This window comes from Paraburkholderia kirstenboschensis (assembly GCF_032806925.1).
In the GTDB taxonomy this organism is placed as follows: Bacteria; Pseudomonadota; Gammaproteobacteria; order Burkholderiales; family Burkholderiaceae; genus Paraburkholderia; species Paraburkholderia kirstenboschensis.
The window spans coordinates 2,391,819-2,409,284 of record NZ_CP136512.1 but is presented as its reverse complement, the minus strand read 5'-3'; the positions used below and the strand labels follow the sequence as shown (position 1 = coordinate 2,409,284).

Annotated in this window: 17 protein-coding genes and 1 pseudogene; 1 reads left to right on the top strand and 17 read right to left on the bottom strand. The window is 58.8% G+C overall.

Annotated features, from left to right (window positions below):
• Nucleotides 1-89: 89 nt before the first annotated feature.
• The 8 genes and pseudogenes from RW095_RS19675 to RW095_RS19640 all read right to left on the bottom strand — a co-directional run bounded on the left by RW095_RS19675 (nucleotide 90) and on the right by RW095_RS19640 (nucleotide 8,952).
• Nucleotides 90-1,967: a potassium transporter Kup gene (locus tag RW095_RS19675; protein ID WP_317017771.1), complete on the bottom strand. Its 1,878-nt coding sequence runs from the start codon at nucleotides 1,965-1,967 to the stop codon at nucleotides 90-92.
• A 306-nt stretch (nucleotides 1,968-2,273) separates the two neighbouring features.
• The gene (locus RW095_RS19670; protein WP_317017769.1) at nucleotides 2,274-2,672 is read right to left on the bottom strand and encodes a hypothetical protein; all 399 of its coding nucleotides are present in this window, start codon (nucleotides 2,670-2,672) and stop codon (nucleotides 2,274-2,276) included.
• Between the two features lie 170 nt (nucleotides 2,673-2,842).
• Nucleotides 2,843-3,163 (bottom strand): annotated as a pseudogene (locus tag RW095_RS19665) (translesion DNA synthesis-associated protein ImuA); the annotation flags it as partial.
• Nucleotides 3,164-3,591: 428 nt separating this feature from the next.
• Nucleotides 3,592-3,801: a hypothetical protein gene (locus tag RW095_RS19660; RefSeq protein ID WP_317017767.1), complete on the bottom strand. Its 210-nt coding sequence runs from the start codon at nucleotides 3,799-3,801 to the stop codon at nucleotides 3,592-3,594.
• 240 nt (nucleotides 3,802-4,041) lie between these two features.
• Nucleotides 4,042-4,884 (bottom strand): tetratricopeptide repeat protein, encoded by an 843-nt coding sequence (locus RW095_RS19655; RefSeq protein WP_317017766.1) that lies wholly within the window; start codon nucleotides 4,882-4,884, stop codon nucleotides 4,042-4,044.
• Complete coding sequence (gene ku / locus RW095_RS19650) at nucleotides 4,881-5,831, bottom strand: non-homologous end joining protein Ku (protein WP_317017764.1); 951 nt, start codon at nucleotides 5,829-5,831, stop codon at nucleotides 4,881-4,883. Before ku ends, RW095_RS19655 begins: the two co-directional genes overlap by 4 nt.
• 217 nt (nucleotides 5,832-6,048) lie before the next feature.
• A complete protein-coding gene (ligD, locus tag RW095_RS19645; protein ID WP_317017762.1) occupies nucleotides 6,049-8,556 on the bottom strand; it encodes a DNA ligase D in 2,508 nt (835 codons plus the stop codon).
• Between the two features lie 174 nt (nucleotides 8,557-8,730).
• Nucleotides 8,731-8,952: a hypothetical protein gene (locus RW095_RS19640; RefSeq protein ID WP_317017760.1), complete on the bottom strand. Its 222-nt coding sequence runs from the start codon at nucleotides 8,950-8,952 to the stop codon at nucleotides 8,731-8,733.
• 540 nt (nucleotides 8,953-9,492) lie between these two features.
• On the opposite strand from RW095_RS19640, the gene RW095_RS19635 reads away from it, so the two are divergent.
• The gene (locus RW095_RS19635) at nucleotides 9,493-10,194 is read left to right on the top strand and encodes a TetR family transcriptional regulator (protein WP_317019901.1); all 702 of its coding nucleotides are present in this window, start codon (nucleotides 9,493-9,495) and stop codon (nucleotides 10,192-10,194) included.
• Between the two features lie 227 nt (nucleotides 10,195-10,421).
• Here RW095_RS19635 and RW095_RS19630 read toward each other — a convergent pair whose 3' ends face one another.
• The 9 genes from RW095_RS19630 to RW095_RS41525 form a co-directional block, all read right to left on the bottom strand.
• Complete coding sequence (locus RW095_RS19630; protein WP_394365103.1) at nucleotides 10,422-11,363, bottom strand: nitrilase-related carbon-nitrogen hydrolase; 942 nt, start codon at nucleotides 11,361-11,363, stop codon at nucleotides 10,422-10,424.
• A 136-nt stretch (nucleotides 11,364-11,499) separates the two neighbouring features.
• Nucleotides 11,500-11,670 (bottom strand): hypothetical protein, encoded by a 171-nt coding sequence (locus RW095_RS19625; protein ID WP_317017759.1) that lies wholly within the window; start codon nucleotides 11,668-11,670, stop codon nucleotides 11,500-11,502.
• 801 nt (nucleotides 11,671-12,471) lie between these two features.
• Nucleotides 12,472-12,765, bottom strand: coding sequence for an IS3 family transposase (locus RW095_RS19620; RefSeq protein WP_317014817.1), 294 nt, complete (start codon nucleotides 12,763-12,765; stop codon nucleotides 12,472-12,474).
• Between the two features lie 18 nt (nucleotides 12,766-12,783).
• Complete coding sequence (locus RW095_RS19615) at nucleotides 12,784-13,833, bottom strand: IS110 family RNA-guided transposase (RefSeq protein ID WP_317014819.1); 1,050 nt, start codon at nucleotides 13,831-13,833, stop codon at nucleotides 12,784-12,786.
• A gap of 322 nt (nucleotides 13,834-14,155) precedes the next feature.
• Complete coding sequence (locus RW095_RS19610) at nucleotides 14,156-15,241, bottom strand: IS110 family RNA-guided transposase (RefSeq protein ID WP_317014833.1); 1,086 nt, start codon at nucleotides 15,239-15,241, stop codon at nucleotides 14,156-14,158.
• Nucleotides 15,242-15,432: 191 nt separating this feature from the next.
• Nucleotides 15,433-16,092 (bottom strand): IS3 family transposase, encoded by a 660-nt coding sequence (locus RW095_RS19605; protein WP_317017758.1) that lies wholly within the window; start codon nucleotides 16,090-16,092, stop codon nucleotides 15,433-15,435.
• Nucleotides 16,089-16,403 (bottom strand): transposase, encoded by a 315-nt coding sequence (locus RW095_RS19600; RefSeq protein WP_317016305.1) that lies wholly within the window; start codon nucleotides 16,401-16,403, stop codon nucleotides 16,089-16,091. The genes RW095_RS19605 and RW095_RS19600 overlap by 4 nt, the downstream gene beginning before the upstream one ends.
• Nucleotides 16,404-16,598: 195 nt before the next feature.
• Nucleotides 16,599-17,042 (bottom strand): EAL domain-containing protein, encoded by a 444-nt coding sequence (locus RW095_RS19595; protein ID WP_317019899.1) that lies wholly within the window; start codon nucleotides 17,040-17,042, stop codon nucleotides 16,599-16,601.
• Entirely contained in the window at nucleotides 17,039-17,305 is a 267-nt protein-coding gene (locus tag RW095_RS41525) for an EAL domain-containing protein (RefSeq protein ID WP_394365102.1), read from the bottom strand. The genes RW095_RS19595 and RW095_RS41525 overlap by 4 nt, the downstream gene beginning before the upstream one ends.
• Nucleotides 17,306-17,466 lie beyond the last annotated feature (161 nt).

Below are 17,466 nucleotides of genomic sequence, written 5' to 3'. Positions count from 1 at the left end.
TGATAAACACTTCTCACTATCGCCACTTTTCCCAACGTGATGTTGCCAAGGACGGAGCCGAAACTCTTCGCTCGAGTCGGCACTACCCTTCAAATCTCTACCTGCGCTCCCAGTTCGATGACCCGATTGGGCGGAATCTTGAAGTAATCAGCCGCGTCGCGAGCGTTGCGAGACATCGCGGAATACAAGGCCTCCCGCCATAGCGCCATGCCGGCTTTCGGCGTGGCGAGGACTGTCTGGCGGGCGATAAAGAAGGAGGTTTGCATCGGGTCAATCGAGAGTCCAGCATGCCGACCTTCTTGCAAAGCGCGCGGGATGTCGCGCTCATCCGAGAACCCATAGTAGACGTTGACTTGATAGCAGTTGTGTCCATGCGGGACCACCTTGATGCGTTCCCTATCCGGAACTCTGGGGATGTCGGTGGCGTACACAGTCAAAAATATCGTTCGTTCATGCAGCACCTGGTTATGCAGTAGGTTATGCAACAGCGCATGGGGTACGCCGTCACCTTCTGCACGGAAGAATACGGCCGTACCAGGCACGCGCAGTGGTGGATTGATGAAGAGCGACTGGAGGAAGTCGTCGAGAGGGATGAGTTGGCGTTGGAGGCTTTGGAATACCAGTTCGCGCCCCCTTCGCCACGTCAGCATGAGCATGACCATCAGCGCACTGATTGTTAGCGTAAACCAGCCGCCGCTAATGATTTTCAAACTCGTGGAAGAGAACAAAGCGACGTCAATCGTCAAAAAGAATCCGGTCGCTGCGACCGACAGCAACAGCGGAAATTTCCAGCCGAAACGAACAACGAAGAAAGTCAGCAGCGTCGTCGTCAACATCGTAGCGGTCGCGGCAATGCCATAGGCCGAAGCCAGATTGGAAGACGAGCCGAATCCCACAACGGCCAATATGACAGCCGTGAGCTGGAGCCAATTGACGAGTGGGATGTAGATTTGCCCCTTTTGACTTTCAGAGGTCTGGAGGATACGCATACGGGGCAGGACGCCCAGCGCAATAGCTTGCTGAGTCACTGAAAATGCACCAGAGATTGTCGCCTGCGATGCGATAACCGTCGCCATCGTCGAGAGCACTACGAGCGGATAGACGCTCCAAGGGCCAAGTTGCAGAAAGAAAGGATTCGAAACCGCTGCCGGATTCGATAACAACAAGGCGCCTTGCCCGAGGTAATTGAGTGCCAGCGCGGGAGCGACGATAGAGAACCAGGCCAAGCGAACTGTCTTCTTGCCAAAATGGCCCATATCAGCATACAGCGCTTCCGCACCGGTGAGCGCCAGGACAACCGCACCGAGGGCGACGAAGGCCAACCACCCGTTGTGGATGAGAAAGCCGAGGGCGTGGAGCGGATTGAAGGCAATCAGAATGACCGGGTTCTTCGCGATATTAGCAACGCCCATCGCAGCAAGCGTAATGAACCAGACCAGTACAATCGGGCCGAACCATTTTCCGATACCGGCTGTGCCCCTGCGCTGCAACAAGTACAGTGCAACCAGAACGGCCAATGTCACAGGGATAACATACGGCTTAAGAGCAGGCGCGGCCACTTCCAACCCTTCAATGGCCGACAAGACTGAAATGGCTGGCGTAATTACACCGTCGCCGAAAAACAGCCCTGCGCCGACCATGCCAAGCAGCATCACCGGATAATACCAACGGGATTTCTGGGTGACCGACGATAGCGCTAACGCGGTCATCGCCATAATGCCGCCTTCCCCCCGGTTGTCCGCCCGCAAAACAAGAGTTACGTACTTAAGCGAAATCACGATTATGAGGCCCCACAAAATCAGCGAGACCACCCCCAGCACATTGACAGGGACAGGCGAAAGACCGTGATGTTTCGCGAATACCTCCTTCATTGTGTAAAGCGGACTGGTTCCAATGTCGCCATACACAATTCCAATGGCAGCCAGCGTCAGCGCAGCAATGCTACTTTTATTGGAGTCTGTAGTCACGACGCCGCCTCATTGTTGAGCCTCGAAGCATGTAACTGCCGAGCGAACTGCTGCTCCAGCCCACTACAACTTCTGCAATCGTCGCATCGCATCCGACCGCAACCGACTACAAGCCATTGCAGACACTGCCACGTCGCTGTGCTCTACGGATTCCGGTATTAACTTCTCGTCGTCTTGGGCTGACTACATCGAATGGCACAGAACGCGTGGGACATAACAATTGAATTGTTAACGTCAGTCCGGAATCAAGTCGCCGAGGCAACAGGATGATGGCCCGTCCATTTCCCAGTTACCACGCATCGGCGGTCACGGCGACTCAGTGCAGCGACGCGATTCCGGCCGCGCCCACAGCGGGCAGGCCCAACAGAGGAAAGCAGCGACGCATGCGGTGAAGAGGATTCCGCCTTGACCGTGCCCGCGCATGAATGGGTTCAACCCGCCATACCAGGCCTCTACAAAGACAATGAAGAAGGCAACCACAGTTGTTAGGATTCTTGCCCGTCGGGAGCCAAAAACGGTCGCCGCTCGCAGAAGCTTCGTCCGCATGAACAGGTAAACGGCAAGTGCCGCAAGCAGCCCCTCCATGGTCCAGAACGCCTGGTCCCTTCCTCTGATGAGATAGTCGACTCCATCGTACCAACCGATGAACAATGTAATCGCGAAGGCGCCGATTGCAGCCAAACCAATGATGACGTGAGCTTTCACAGGGCTGTCTCCATTCTGTTCAAGGCAGAACAACGTCCCGGCGAGTATATCTCGCGCAGTGAATGACTGGGAGTCCGGGCGGAGCCAGCATGTGTCGACCGCTATGGACAATGGTGAGGTCAGACAAGCACTTCTTTCCGATGACTCCGAGTGGCAACTTCAACCGCGGACTAGCGGGAAAGACGCGCATGCCGCGACAGCAGAACGGGAGTAGGTTGAAGCGCAATCGAAAGGGGCTCCGTGCACGACGGGCCGCGCCGTTTGACAATGTCGACCGTTAGACCCTCGGAAGATGGCTTGAGCGCCAGCCGCAACAGCGCTCGTGATGCGTCTTGTGCGGCGGCGAGCGGTCGCACCATGATGAAAAGCGTCTCTGATGACTGCGCGGCCAGATGCAGACGCCGCAACGATGAAGCTTGCGCGTACTGGTTCCAGAAAACGAGCGCCCCGCAACTTCCTGCCCGCAGTATCTGTTCTACCGACCAAAGCGCGCGCCGGACTTCGGTCAGGAGCTTGAGGCGATTGACGCAGCTTTAAAGACGGCTGGAATCGACGTCACACGCCTTCGGCAGTAGGACGATACCGCATGCAGAGGTCAAGTGATGCAAGCCGACGAGCTTCGTGGATACGCGCTATGGGGGCATGCGATAGAAGCGGATGAAAACATCCGCCTAGCATGGGCGCGAGCCTGAATTGACAGCCACGCATAGCGATGCGCGAGCAAGACCGATTTAGCCGACGATAAGCGCTGAGATGCCGTACGAGCCCTTGTTTGTCCGACGCACACTACGCGGGCGACTGTGCCCATCTTGCCGCTCGAAGAGACGCGCCTTGAACATCTTCTCCGTTTCCTGAAGGAGCTTGGTCGGGCCAGCTTGCGTTATGTTTTCGGAACAGCCCGACGCATCGCGTGTGGGGACTACTCTTTTGCCCCGTCCTGTAAGCCCTTCATCGCGTCCGGGACGATGCAGAGCATGCGAAGCGTGTCCTGTATGAGGTCGACCTCAGCCTGCATGCGCTCCTTGGAGCCAACAGGAAGGTCCTCTGGCATCGTCTTCCCTTGCGCTTTCCGAATGGCATCGACCGTCACGCAGAATGCGAAGGCTGCTAGATAATCGTTGTCCTCCACGTCTTGTCTCTGTCAATAACTACAACAATCTAAATATCGACCGAATTCCATCTTTCTTGATGGCACTGGAACGTCTATTCGAAGAGGTTTGGGCAATGGCCGAGTGATTTCGACTAGGAGAAGGCGATTGACGCGGCTTTAAAACGGCATTTGAGGCCGCGCAGGAACCAGAGAAGCTGGACTAACATGGCCCCGCGCCTGGATTGACCGCCACCGAGTACGACTGGCGCGCAAACCCGCTCAGCCAACCAGCCGGCGATAGGCGTTGAGGTGCCGCACCAGGCCTTGCTCGTCGCCGCGAATCTCGCTCAGTCTCGCGAGGTTGAAATGAGCGTCGGCATGCGTTGGGTCTAGTTCTATGCATCGCTGATAGGCCGCTTCCGCAGCGTCGTAGCGTTTCAGTTCTTCGAGAACGACTGCCCGGTTGAAGTGCAGTAGCGCGTCATCGGGGAAGTGCTGTAAAGCCCCGTCGAAAATGGACAACGCCTCGCCGCAGCGCGTCTCAGCCTCGCATAGCAATACTCCCAAGTTGGTGTATGCGTCGTAGTGCGGTGATGGCGAGAGCTCAAGCACTTTCCGGTAGGCCTGCTCCGCACCGACAGCATCGGTTTCGGCCAGCTGTTCGGCCAGTGCGAACCATTCTTCCGCCTGTTCTTCACGGCTCTCCTGGTTTCGCGGCACCGAGTCAAGAAACGCCACGTCCCCCCGGATAGGCGCGACCTCGAAGTCAAGCAGATGCTGGCCCGAATCAGCGTCCCATTGCGCCGGTCCCGACTTCACGGCCACGGTCTGACCCACAGACGTGATTCGAATTCCAGACAATGGAAGCTCGTCAGGGAGTTCGGCTTTCAGCTTGGCAAGCGCCCTCAGGATTTTACGCGCGGACACTTTCGCCGATTGCAGCTGGAACGCAGTGCGCAGAAGCACGACATCCTGGAACGAAAATCGCAGCTCGTTCCGTCGGCCACGCGACGGGTGGACAAATCCGGCGTCAATCAGCCCGGAAAGGACCCGACGCGACACGCCAAGCAGCGATTGAAGGCTGCGCAGCGAGTAATCGTTAGACTGGCTCCGTCGTGTCACTTGCGTGCCCGGACCTTTGCTGGTGGCGCCTCTTTGACGTCCGCTTTCGGTGTCGCGCGCTTGACAGGCCGACGCGGTTTGGCGGCGAGTACCTCGACCTCAGCGGGTGAAGTCTTTTTCGTCGCCGGCGTCTTCGTCGCTGCCGTCCTAACCGGCGCCTCACGTTTCTCCTTGCTGGCGCTGAGACTGGCGCGAAGTGCTTCCAGCAGGTCAATCACCTGACCGCCTGACTCTTCCGCCGGTGCCTCAGGCGAAACAATCTGTTTGCCTGCAATCTTCCGGTCAATGGCTTCCAGAATCCGCTTCTTCTCTTCGTCTTCGTAAGCCGTCGGGTCATAGGCGTCTTCTGACACCTGGTCGATGATTTGCAGCGCGAGTTTGAGCTCGGTATCGCTCACAGTCACCTGTTCGATATGCAAATCGCTCAGCGCGCGCACCTCATCGGCGAACAGCAGTTGCTGGAAGACCATCCCGTCTTCGGCAGGCCGTATCTGGACGATTCGGGTCTTGCCCTTGTACGACCATTTTGCCAGCGCGCAGCGTTCGCTTTCTCGCATGGCCAGCTGAAGCAGGCTGTAGGGTTTGCCGCCGCGTTTGTCGGGAGCGATGAAGTACGCCTTGTCGTAGTACAGCGGGTCCACTGACTTCTCAGGAACGAACGACACAATCTCCACGACGTGGCTCGCGCCTTCTTCCAGCGCTTTCAGTTCTTCCGGAGCGAAGACGACGAACTGCCCTTTCTCGAACTCGTACCCCTTCTTCATGTCAGCGCGCGCCACCACGGCGCCCGTGGCCTCGGAGATGTACTGCTGCTTTACGCGGCCACCCTCCGGCGTCAGAAGATTGAAGCCCACACCCGCGGCGCTATCCGTCGCCGAATACAGTTTCACCGGAATGGACACAAGACCGAAGGACAGTGTCAGCGATGCGATGGAACGAGCCGCCATGTGAGCCTCCTGTGAGCGGACGCGGTGATTTATCAGCGCTGCATGATTCAGAGTCCGCAGGACCGATTGCACGCGACAGAGCACGTCTTGTGCCGGTGAGAGGTAGGTCCCGCACCGAAGACTAAATCACGGGCACGTCAGCGCCTGCCGCGCTTGAACAAACCTTTCGCCCGTAGCCCCTATTCCTGCCGGCGCCCGCCGTTGCAACGCAGGAACTTCATCGCAGGCGCTTTATCGCGGACGCCAACGACTGTTTCGCCCACCAGTACGCTTCCCAAGGGTCTCGCGTGTGAAAGCTAAGATACTCCCTCGCCGTTTGCACCGTCCACTGTGCACCGCTTTTGAGGTCAGACAGTTGTTCCCATGACACGGGCATCGAGACGCCCATTCCTGGCCGCGCCCGCGCGGAGAAGGCGGCGGCAGTGGTTTGCGCCTTGCCATTACGCAGATAGTCGACATAGATTTTGCCGATTCGATTCGCTGCTCCTGATGTTGAGGAGAAGCGGTCGGGAATCGTTTTCGCCAGATGTCTGACGAACGCCTGCGAGAACGACTTGACGGATTTGTAGTCGAGTCTGGGCGCGAGCGGAACGACGACGTGCAGCCCTTTACCGCCGCTCGTCTTCAACCACGCTTGCAGGTCAAGCTCTTCAAGCAACGCTCGCGTAAGAAGCGCGGCCTCCTGAACCTGCTTCCACTTCACTCCTTCGCCAGGGTCGAGGTCGAAGATGACCCTGTCCGGAGTATCAATGTGCTGCGACGTCGAGTTCCACGTGTGAAACTCCACAACATTCATTTGGGCCGCAGACAGCAATGCGTCCGCCGTATCGACGGTCAGCAGCGGCGGATGATTCATCCACAGATTGCGGTCGTGTGCCTTCAGACCAGGCATTCCGGTCTTCTCAGCGTGCTTCTGAAAAAACGTCTCACCGGTTATACCTGTCGGCGCGCGGACCATTGCAATTGGCCGGTCTACAAGGTGCGGCAGCATCCATTCGGCAACGCTTTCGTAATACCGAACAAGTTCGAGTTTGCTGACGCCGCTCGTAGGGTCAACGACCCGCTCCGGATGCGTGACCTTTACCTGCGAGGGAGGAGCGGGCTTCAGCGCTTCCCCGGTTTCACGGACTACGCGGTGCGCGGACTTATCAGCACGCAAGCCCTTGAAGGAAGCCTGTCGGACAACGCCTTCGTCTGTCCACTCCGCAAATTCAATCTCGGCAACCAGCTCTGGATGTACCCAACGTTCAGCGCCGGCGGCACGCTTGGACCAGCGGCTCGGCTTCGATACCGCAACGTCGAATGGGCTCGCATCGCGTTCCAGGGGAAGCAGGCGCTGCCAGAGGTCCCGGCCTGTTCGAGCGTTCCAGCCAGTGCCCACGCTACCCGCGTCGTGGAGCTTTTTGCCTACGTAGTAGCCGAGCAGCAAACTGCCCACTTCGCCATCCTTGCCGCCCCTGGCGGTGAATCCACAGACAACAAGCTCCTGCCTCAACCGGCATTTCGCTTTCAGCCATGTCTGCGTCCGTCCGGACTCATATCGGGCGTCGCGGCGCTTCAGCATCAGCCCCTCGAGTCCCAGTCCCGCTGCGGCTTCAAACATCTGCACGATTGGAGCGTCAAAATCCTGGCTGAAGCGTATGCGGTCGCTATCCTTCTCAAGAAGCTGCGCCAGTCGCGCGCGCCTCGCCGATAATGGGACGTTAGTCAGGTCACTCCCGTCGCAGTACGGAAGGTCGAACAGGAAATAGACGATTTCGTCATTGGCTGTTCCATCTATCGCTGTCTGCAAAGCGCCGAAATCCGGCAGCCCGTCTCTGAGGACCACTATCTCACCATCGAGCCATCCACTCGAGAGGGGTAGCTTCGCAACCTCAGTGGCCAGCGTCGCGAGTTTCTTCGTCCAGTCGTGGCCACCGCTCGTGAACAGCCGTACGCGCCCCTTGTCGACCCGAGCCAGCATCCGGTAACCGTCCAGCTTCGATTCGACTATCCAGTCGCCGGTCGTCGGTAGCGACGAGGCCGTGGTCGCGCGCTGAGGTTCGAGTTTTGCAGGCAGTGGCGCGCTGACCGCGGCCGATAGCTCCATCGCCGACACATCGCCGTGCACGGGCCGGACCACCTTCGGCTCACGCTCTTCGACGAGACCTAGTGGGTTTCTGGTGACGCTGTCGGGAAGCGCCTTGATAACGTCGTACTCGGCTAGCGGCTGCGCCCACTCGTCGCGCTTTTTGAACAACATCCACTGGTCCTGGCTGTCTTCTGGCTTGGATATGCGGACCAGTTCCCAGAGACCCGCGAGCTTTTCGCCATGGAGTTGGAAGACCAGCTTGCCAGCCTTCATTGCCTTACGAGGGTCCCCGACGGGCTCCCACGTCCCGCGGTCCCACACAATGACCGTCCCGGCCCCGTACTGCTTCCGTGGAATCGTTCCTTCGAACGCCGAATATTCGACCGGATGGTCTTCCACGTGGACGGCCATCCTCTTTTCCTTGGGGTCGTAGGAAGGGCCCTTCGGAACCGCCCAGGAGAGCAGCACACCATCGAGTTCCAGACGAAAGTCGTAATGCAGGCGGCTAGCCCAATGCTTTTGAACGACGAAGCTCAGAGGCGCGGGCTCGCGTGTGACTGGCTTGGCAGGCGCCGGTTCAGGCGTGACAGTAAAGTCCCGCTTTCTCCGATACCGGCCAAGTGATGGAGTCGAAGGTTCGCGGGCGGTTACCATAGTTCCAGCCGGCAAAGGACGGTGTAATGCCGGACGATGGCGTCGGCACTGCAGTTCAAAATCCAGCTCCGGCGCCAACGACCTGCAAGCGGCCCAATTCCTGTAGCCGCAGCAGCAATCGAGGCAGGTTGTAGGTCCGCCACAAGGTGGCCTTCGGATTATGCCGGTAGCGGACTAGCTTCTGGCTTCTATACCTTTAAGCTCGCCGTGTTTGTGCGAATGGGTCGCGGCATACTTAAGCTCGAAATGCGCGCCCTTGCCGCTACGCGTTGGCGGGAAGTGTTCGCCCTCGACGCATGTCACCTCGAACGTGTCTTTGCCATCGTCATGCACGACCGAGTAAATGCCGGACACCTTGACGATTTCGCCCGGCTTGTAAGAGTTGTCGCCTGCCATTTTTCTCTCCCTCTTTCGCTTTGTGGAAACAAAGTGGGAGCAAGACACGTACCGCTTCGTGAAAAGGTTGTGCGACTGGAGTTTCTCGGGAAGAACAAGACTCCGAAATTTTTTGCGTGCGCAAATCTTCCACGCACGTGGCCAGATTTCGGCGCGCAGAGTGTCCGATTCGAAATCATCAACCCTGTCGCGCGGTATACCGGCGAACTCCCATGCCCAAAAAGAATAGTGGCCCAATCAGCCGAATCAAAGGGTGCGTTGAAAGCGGCGCAAGGTGGACGCAGGTGCTCACAGGTTGAGGCGAGCCGGGCGCATTCAGGCAGGCAGGCAGGCAGGCAGGCAGGCGCGAGCTTAACCGGCGAGCATCGGGATATAGCTTATTTCGACGGCGACGTCCGTGGCGACCGCTTCTGCGTGGTTAGCGTAATGGTCAACGGCTTCGCGAGTGCGCCTGGCAGAGCGATATTCTACAAGCGGTGTGCGACGCGCATAATGGCGGCGTCACCAGAGCTTTCCACTGCAAAGATGGAGCAGCCGACAATGAACGAATCCAAAGTGAAAAGAGACCCCGAGGGCACGCGCCGGCGCATTCTTGAAGCCGCGACGCAACAGTTCTCAACGCTCGGGCTCGCCGGGGCGCGCGTTGACGCAATTGCCACCGCCGCCGGCACGAACGAGCGGATGCTCTACTACTACTTCGAAAGCAAGGAAGGGCTGTACGTCGCCGTCCTTGAGGCCATGTACGTGGAGTTCGCGAATCATGAAGTGAGCCAGGACCTGTCGGGGCTGCAACCCGCAGACGCCATTCGAGCGCTCGCACTCTCCATATGGGATTACCTGAGGTCAAACCCACAGTGGCTGAACCTCATCAACAACGAAAATCTGCACGGAGGGCAATATCTCGAGCGCTCGCCAAAACTGCGAGAGGCCATTTCGCCGGTGATTAGCCTGTTAAGCGCAACCTTGGCGCGTGGCGCAGCGGCCGGCGACTTCCGCGCCGATGTAGACGCGCTGGATTTCTATGTCACCCTGGTCGCAATGGGCTATTACGTGGTGTCCAACCGGTTCACGCTAAAAGCGTTCATCGGGCGGGACTACTCGGAGCCGTCTGCTATCGAGGCAGTGTCCGCAATGCATGTCGAGATGCTGCTTTCGTTTTTGAGGCCAGCATCGGCTGCCGCATCACTCTATCCTGCGAGCGCTGGCGCTGCTGCACGGGAAGACGGGGCGAGAATGAACTGACGGAGATTGCCGTCACCGTCTGTCATCCTATCGTTGCCGTGCCGTTCGAGCTTTCGCCGCCTTCGGCTTCCATCTCGTTTATCGAGCTCCCCTGGCGGAACATACTGGACGAATACGACGGTGACGACCTTAGCCTCGACTTCGAGGGCCTGGTCACCGTCGACCAGGACGAAGACCGCGCCTGCTACGGGCACGAAGTCGACGTGCGCGCTTCCCTGACAGGTGTGTTAGAGAGGGCGCTGCTCGAAAACGACGGGAGGCATCGGCGCTTCATTCACGTGCAGCCGAAAGACGTCAGAGCGCGCGTAATGCCCGGCAACGTCGAAGTCATACTTGGCTCTGGCCAGGTCTCCCAAGTCCAGTTCTTGCACAAGGATGGCGTCTGTATCGAACACTGGACCTGCGAGGATTTCGCCCAGAGCACTGACAATACAACTGCCGCCGCGCATCAGCACGGTATCCGGTTCGTTTCCCTGAATGGCAGCATAGTGTTCAGGCGCGTCCTTTCTTCGCAGATGCTGACAGGCCGATAGCACGAAGCAACGCCCTTCGAGCGCAATGTGCTGCATTGAGGGAGCCCAGGTGGGCCGGCTGTCCGCCGTCGGGGCGCAATAAATCTGTATGCCTTTCGCGTACATTGCCATCCGCAGCAGCGGCATGTAATTTTCCCAGCAAATCACCGCCCCCAGACGGCCGAAGGGCGTGTCGAAGACTGGCAGTGTTGACCCGTCGCCAAATCCCCAGACCAGCCGCTCAGCGCCGGTGGGCATGAGCTTCCTGTGCTTGCCGAGCAGCGCACCCTCCGGGCCGAAGAAGAGCGCCGTACAGTAGAGTGTCGCGCCACCTCGCTCGACGACGCCGATAACCATGTACTGTTGCAGGTCGCCGGCCATCTGGCCAAGAAGGTCGGTGTGCACGGAGGGCACTTCGATGGCGCTGTCGAAGTACCGGCGGTACTCTTCCCGTCCTTCCGGCGTCCGGCCGCCAATGGTGGACCCGAAGTCGAGCCCCTTCGGATAGGCCGACACAAAGGCCTCCGGGAAGACCACCAGTTGCGCGTCCTGTTTCGATGCCGAGGACGCGCCCAGCTCGACCTTGTCGAGGGTGCGTGCCACATCGAACACGGCTGCTCCGGTTTGAACTACTGCGGCACGCAAGGACTTTTCCACGTCGACCTCCAGACAGGCTCGTTCATCGAACACTAGGCTGGCGCAAGGCGAGCTGCAACCTGAGAATGAGGGTGCGGGGGCGCGCCGAGGCTTTCCTTACAACGTCTGTTAGCACAGGAGCATTGATACCAAGCCCTCAATCGCGCACGACCAGGTCACGCTGAAACTGCTTCTGGATTTTACGCAGGTGCGTTCGAATCAGCCGAATCCGGACGCCATCAGATGGGTTTTTCGCAATCGCCTGCTGGTTTCCGCCATCGTCCGATTTGGTGAAGATGTGAGTCGTAGCCTTGAGGCTAAACGGCATGACCTCCGCACCTCGCTGCGCGACTTCTGCCTGACGCTCACATCCACCGCGAACGATTCAATCGGCGCTGGGACCAAGCAAAAGGACGTTGGACAGCCATCGGTACCTCATCGAGGTAAGTGGGCACGCAGAGGTTGGCGCTCTCAAAGAATTTTTACGACAGAGCCCTCAGGTTCGAATACTGTGCTCAGGGCAACACTGACCGTCATAAGCTTCACCCGACTGACACCGGTCTGCGGGCGCGACCGCCTCCTGCTCGGTCGACCGGCCGAGTTGCGCAGTCACTCTGGAAGTCGCTTGCTGCACTATAGGGACGCAAGAAGCGAGATTTTTGCTTCCCTATATTGAAGTAAACCGCTTCGACGCTCATCTTCTCGCAGCTCACCATCAGCCATTCCGAAATTTTTTGCAGGCAAATCTCCCTTGCTCGTAGCCAGATTTTCGAGCATGTCCGTCCCATGCGAAATCATCACCCCAGTTGCGCGATATACATAGAGCTGCCCGTTCCGCGGAGCAGCCGCGCGACTGGTCGGACGTCAACGGCAGCGGTCGCGGGATAGCCGGTACTGTGGGATAGCCTTGAGATACCTGACAGGGTGGCGAAGTTAGCGCCCTGAGGCGAACGGCTGACGGGCGACGCTGGCTCCGAGGGGCATCTCGACGATGCTTTGGAACGTGTCTGAAGGCCTCGCTCAGGATAAGGCGGGGCTCCTCTCCACCAAGGGGCATTCACAAAAACAAGAGATGTATGAGGTTGACCCGGTTTGACGGACAGATTTGTAGTCAGCGATTCGATTTGGTCTAGCCTCCGTTAAGGGTTGACTCGCGGGTTGTCCACGGCCGGGCGGCGGGTCGCTTCTCTCGACCCTGACGCTGCCCGGCGGTGGGCAACCCGCGCTGTGGTGAGGGCTGATGCGGCGCATGCAGGTTTTCGAATTCGAGCGGCGAGCAATACCCGATGCTGCTGTGCAGGCGGCGTACGTTGTACCAACCTTCCAGGAACGAGAACACGCGCCGACGCGCCTGCTCATGAGTTGCAAGGTGTTCGCGCGATAGCAGCTCTGCCTCGAGCGTGCCGAAGAACGACTCACACATCGCGTTGACGCTCCTATGTCAAGCGAAGGCTTTGGAATCCGCTAGATCGGCGAGAATGAGAGGATAGAGTTCTCTGACTATGTACCGCTTCAAGCAGCGGTGAATTTCTTTCTTCGACATACCCTGATGGGTGCGACGTTGCACGTACGCTTTGGTTCTCGGGTCACTGCGCATGCGGACCATCGCTATTGTCCATAGCGCGTTGTTTGCAGAACGGTTTCCCCCGCGATTCAGTCGATGCCGTACTGTTTTACCAGATGACGCCTGGAGAGGGCTCGTTCCGCAAAGCGCTGCGAGAGACGCTTCATTTTTTAGTCGTTCAGGGTTGTCGCCCGCAACAGTAACGAGTATCGCGGCGGTGTGAGGTCCGACACCGAAGCGCCCCCTAAGCCGACGAGCGTACTGGTTGGTAAGCTTCTCCAACATTGCATCAAGCGCCTTCAGTTCATCCTCCAAAGCCATCCACCGCTTCGCCAGCAAGCGAAGCGTGATGGCCAGAGTCTGCAACATAGGAGTGTTGCCCAGCGACCTGACGCGAGCGCAGTTCGCAACGCATTCGGCGATCTTTGTGCTCGAAAGGCGCTCGCGAATGTCTTGAGGTGCGCTGACGAGCAAGCTTCTCAGCTGATTGATGGCTTGGGTTTTCGCCTTAACAGCACTTCGCCGTGAGACGGTGACAGCGCGCATAGCCTCAGCAGCGCCCGATTTGTCTTTTGGGATCGCTGCGGCCTTGCCTGAAAGCACGGCGCGTGCAGCGCTTTCGGCGTCGGTGGTATCGGATTTGCCTCGAAACCTGCGATCCGCGCGGTCCGGCCGATTTACCTCCCGGACTTCAATCTCATGATCCAGCAGGACGCGCGTCAGCCCGGCGCCATACGTGCCGGTCCCTTCTACGCCGGCGCGACGAAGCACGCCGAACGATTGCGCCCAGATGAGCAGATCCAGGTATCCGCTTGCACTTGCCGAAACAGTGAGGGTTCCGAGCAGTTTTCCCGTCTGATTGATGACGGCTCCAACATGAACATCCAGATGGGTATCAACGCCTAAAATCACTTCCACTTGTTCCATTCGTGTCTTCCTTGTGGGTGAACGCATCGCCAACCCCAATCGCAGGACAGGACACTCACGGCGCAATACGAAGCTCCTATCAGGTCACAGACGCTGGGCCCGGCAACGCTCGGGGAACGTCGAATCCAATCGACAGGTCAACGCGAAGGCAGCGCGGCCAATCATAGGCTGGGTCAGATCGGAACGACGTTCAAGGCGTATTTTGGACTGAGTGTCATAGGCGTCGCCGGCGGTCCCCATTGACGGTTGCACGCCGGCCTCGCGACAACGTCGGCCGAAGGCAATGGACGTGTACTGACAGCCCTGGACGCCCTTCTAAAGATCAAGCGGTAATTTGAGCCTGCGTGATCTGGCGGTTGCGTTGCTGGATTACGTAGTAGACCTCCCGCGCGATATAGCGCTTGAGGCAGCGGATTGCTTCAAGTTTCGAATGCCCCTCGCCGACACGTTTGGCGACGTAGGCCTTTGTGCGAGCGTCGGTTCTCAAGCGACCGATGGCAATGATGTGCAAGGCGCTGTTGGCTGCGCGATCCCCACCGCGATTTAACCGATGTCGCGTCACCTTACCGGAGGACGCCGGGACGGGGCTCACGCCACAAAGGGCGGCGAAGCTGGCCTCTGACTGAAGCCGGTCGCTGTTATCGCCTGCGGTCAATAACAGTTGCGAAGCCGACGCGTAACCAATCGAATTTCGCGAGACAAGATCGGGGGCGAGTTCGTCCACGAGCGTTGCGATCATGACGTCGAGGTCGGCAATCTCGTCGTGCAACTCCAGATACCGACGTCCCAGTGACTTCAGTGCAATTCGGCAAGCAGAGGTCAGGTTCCGATAGTCCGACAGATCCGGACGCCACGCAGCCAATGTTCGGATGAGCTGCATTCGTGTCATCGCGCGTAGTGATTCACGTAATTCATCGGGCGCGCTGATGATGGTACTGTGGATCAGCTGTAAAGCGACGCGACGCGCCGAAATGGCCGTCTTCCGGCAGACTTTCAGAACGCGTAGCGACTCAATCATGCCATCGCGCGTCTTGGGCGTGACGGTACGCACGCCGGCGAAGGCAGCGTGAGCCGCGTTGTAGGCGTCCAGCGTGTCGTCCTTGCCACGTTTGCGCCGGTCGCTCTTATCCGGTGCGGTGACCTCCAGCACGGTTACATGGGCCTGCTGCAGGTAGCGCAGTAAGCCCGCGCCGTAGCTCCCGGTGCACTCGACGCCGACCCGGACAAGCTCACCGAATGAGCGCATCCAAAGCAACATCTGCTTGTAGCCGTGCCGCGTGGTTGGGAAGCATTCGCTGCCGAGAAGGCGATCAAGTTCGTCAACCACAGCCGCGAAATGCAGATCCTTATGCGTATCAACGCCGCCTACGATGCTGCGACGGCCAGCAGTAGCCTGTTCTTCTTTCATACAGCCTCGCTCCGGTTGCCGATAGGATATGGGCGATCTCACCGGCATCGAGTACCTGGACAAGACAGTAAAGTGACAGGGCGTCAGGCCCTTCTTGAGTCACACGTATCGACGAGGTGAAACCTCGCCGTTCGGCAGTTCCAGAGGACCGACGGGTCCAGGGAAAGACATTGAGTCGATCGGAATGTGGGTCAGGTCGCCCGGAACGCTCTACGGCACCAGACCTCTCCCGAAAGCCCCTCTTTCGAAACGGTGACTGCCCGGAAACATCTGGTACCCGTATTCTTACTGTCCGAATGCAGAATCACCCCATCGTGGTGGCGCTGCTGCAATGCCATGTCCAGCGCTCGCAGCATCAGTTCCGTATACAGATGATTGGACATCGCCCAGCCAACGATGCGCCGGCTGAACACGTCGAGCACCACGGCCAGATACAGAAAGCCCTCGTCAGTCGGGATGTAGGTGGCATCTGCAACCCACAGCACGTTCATCGCATCAGCGCTGAAGTGCCGGCGTACCAGGTCGGGTGCGCGCCGTGCCCCCGCACGTTGCCGCGTGGTTCGTGGCCAGCGCCGCCGGCTGGCCCCACACAACCCTGCGATGCGCATGAGCCGCGCCACCCGCTTGCGTCCCACGTGCATGCCTTCGCGTGCGAGCTGCGCGTGGATACGTGGCGCGCCATACGTCCCGCGCGAGCTCGCATGCAGCGTACGGATGCGCGCCAGCAGCAGCGCATCGCTGGATGCTTGCTGCGATGGCTCGCGTACCAGCCACGCGTAGAAACCGCTCGTCGAGACCCCGAGCAGCCGTGCCATCCTGGCAATGGGCCAGCGGGCCCGGTTCGCTTTCATGAATCCGTACCCTTCGGTGGCACGGCTCCCGTCTCTCTCGCGAACCAGGCCGCAGCCTGCGAGAGAATGTCGCGCTCCATTTTTAACTGGCGATTCTCACGGCGCAGACGCGTCAGTTCCTGCCGTTCAGCCGTGGTCAGCCCGTCATGCCGTACGCCAGCATCACGCTCAGCCTGCGCGCACCAGTTGACGATGGTCTGTGCCGTCGGTTCGAACTCCAGCGCGAGCTCCTGCGGTGTACGCCCGGCCTTGACCAATTCCACCATATGCGCCCGGAACTCCGCCGGGTACGGTGTACGAGTCTTGCCCATTTCGACACCTCCTCTTCAAAAAGAATAGGTGTCCGTTTTCACGGGTCAACTTCAGTACGCTAGAGAATGCGCAAACGTAGGAAGGTGAAACAAGGGGCTTAGGGGATTGGAGCGCCTGCGGCGCGACGTTCCGCCGTGAACGCTGGTGCACGTCAGATTGCGCGCCGGCGAGGCGCCACCAAGCCGCGCATCCCATTAGCTTCGCTGTGTGGTCAGTTCCTGCTTCTGGAAAGCAGAGATAGCGTCGTATGGCTCCGGTCTTTCCAACAGATAGCCCTGGATTTCATCGCAGTCCGCTGAACGCAAAATCTCAAGTTGCGATTCGGTCTCCACGCCCTCAGCGACTACGAGAATGCCTAGCTTGTGCGCGAACTCGATGACTGCCTCGACCACTGTCCTGGCCGCGCAGTCTGTCGCAATCCCGTCAACAAACGATTTGTCGAGCTTCACGATGTGCGGCTGAAATGTCGTGAGGTAGCTCAAGCTTGAATAACCGGTACCAAAATCGCCGATGGCAATACGTACGCCCAGGAGCCGGAACTGCGCAAGGACCGCTTGCGCATGTTCAAGACTTTCCATCAGTGTGGACTCAGTGATTTCGACGACAACCCGCGAACCCTTCATGTCGTGCTTTTTCAGCGCGCTCGGATTGCTTCAGCAAGACCACTGTCCCGAAACTGTCTCGCTGACACGTTGATGGACATGCAAGCGCATTGCGGCCCCACCTTATCGAGGTCATGCAGTGCGCCGATAGCTTGCTGGATTGACCAGTACCCGACTTCGATGATGAACCCGGTCTCTTCCAGCACCGAAATGAAGTCTCCTGGAGATACGAGTCCGCGGCTGGGGTGGTTCCACCGAATCAGAGCCTCGGGGCAGTAAGCCGCCCCGACTTTGCGCAATACTGCGGTTGATAGAAAAGCGTGAACTGATTTTTCTGTACCGACTCATGCAAGCGGCGGTAGCCCGCTCTCGCCCGCGTTCAGGTCGCCGGCAAATCCCGCCATGGCGGGAAGCGACTCGCCCTGTGGCTCGTCGCTATGGACGTTTACCGTTTCGGCTG

Excerpts from the sequence above, each read along its gene's own strand:
- RW095_RS19610 (WP_317014833.1), bottom strand. The coding sequence starts at position 15,241 with ATGAAAGAAGAACAGGCTACTGCTGGCCGTCGCAGCATCGTAGGCGGC.
- RW095_RS19635 (WP_317019901.1), top strand. The coding sequence starts at position 9,493 with ATGAACGAATCCAAAGTGAAAAGAGACCCCGAGGGCACGCGCCGGCGC.
- ku (WP_317017764.1), bottom strand. The coding sequence starts at position 5,831 with ATGGCGGCTCGTTCCATCGCATCGCTGACACTGTCCTTCGGTCTTGTG.
- RW095_RS19625 (WP_317017759.1), bottom strand. The coding sequence starts at position 11,670 with ATGCCGTTTAGCCTCAAGGCTACGACTCACATCTTCACCAAATCGGAC.
- RW095_RS19615 (WP_317014819.1), bottom strand. The coding sequence starts at position 13,833 with ATGGAACAAGTGGAAGTGATTTTAGGCGTTGATACCCATCTGGATGTT.
- ligD (WP_317017762.1), bottom strand. The coding sequence starts at position 8,556 with ATGGTAACCGCCCGCGAACCTTCGACTCCATCACTTGGCCGGTATCGG.
- RW095_RS19600 (WP_317016305.1), bottom strand. The coding sequence starts at position 16,403 with ATGGGCAAGACTCGTACACCGTACCCGGCGGAGTTCCGGGCGCATATG.
- RW095_RS19605 (WP_317017758.1), bottom strand. The coding sequence starts at position 16,092 with ATGAAAGCGAACCGGGCCCGCTGGCCCATTGCCAGGATGGCACGGCTG.
- RW095_RS19620 (WP_317014817.1), bottom strand. The coding sequence starts at position 12,765 with ATGTGTGAGTCGTTCTTCGGCACGCTCGAGGCAGAGCTGCTATCGCGC.
- RW095_RS19640 (WP_317017760.1), bottom strand. The coding sequence starts at position 8,952 with ATGGCAGGCGACAACTCTTACAAGCCGGGCGAAATCGTCAAGGTGTCC.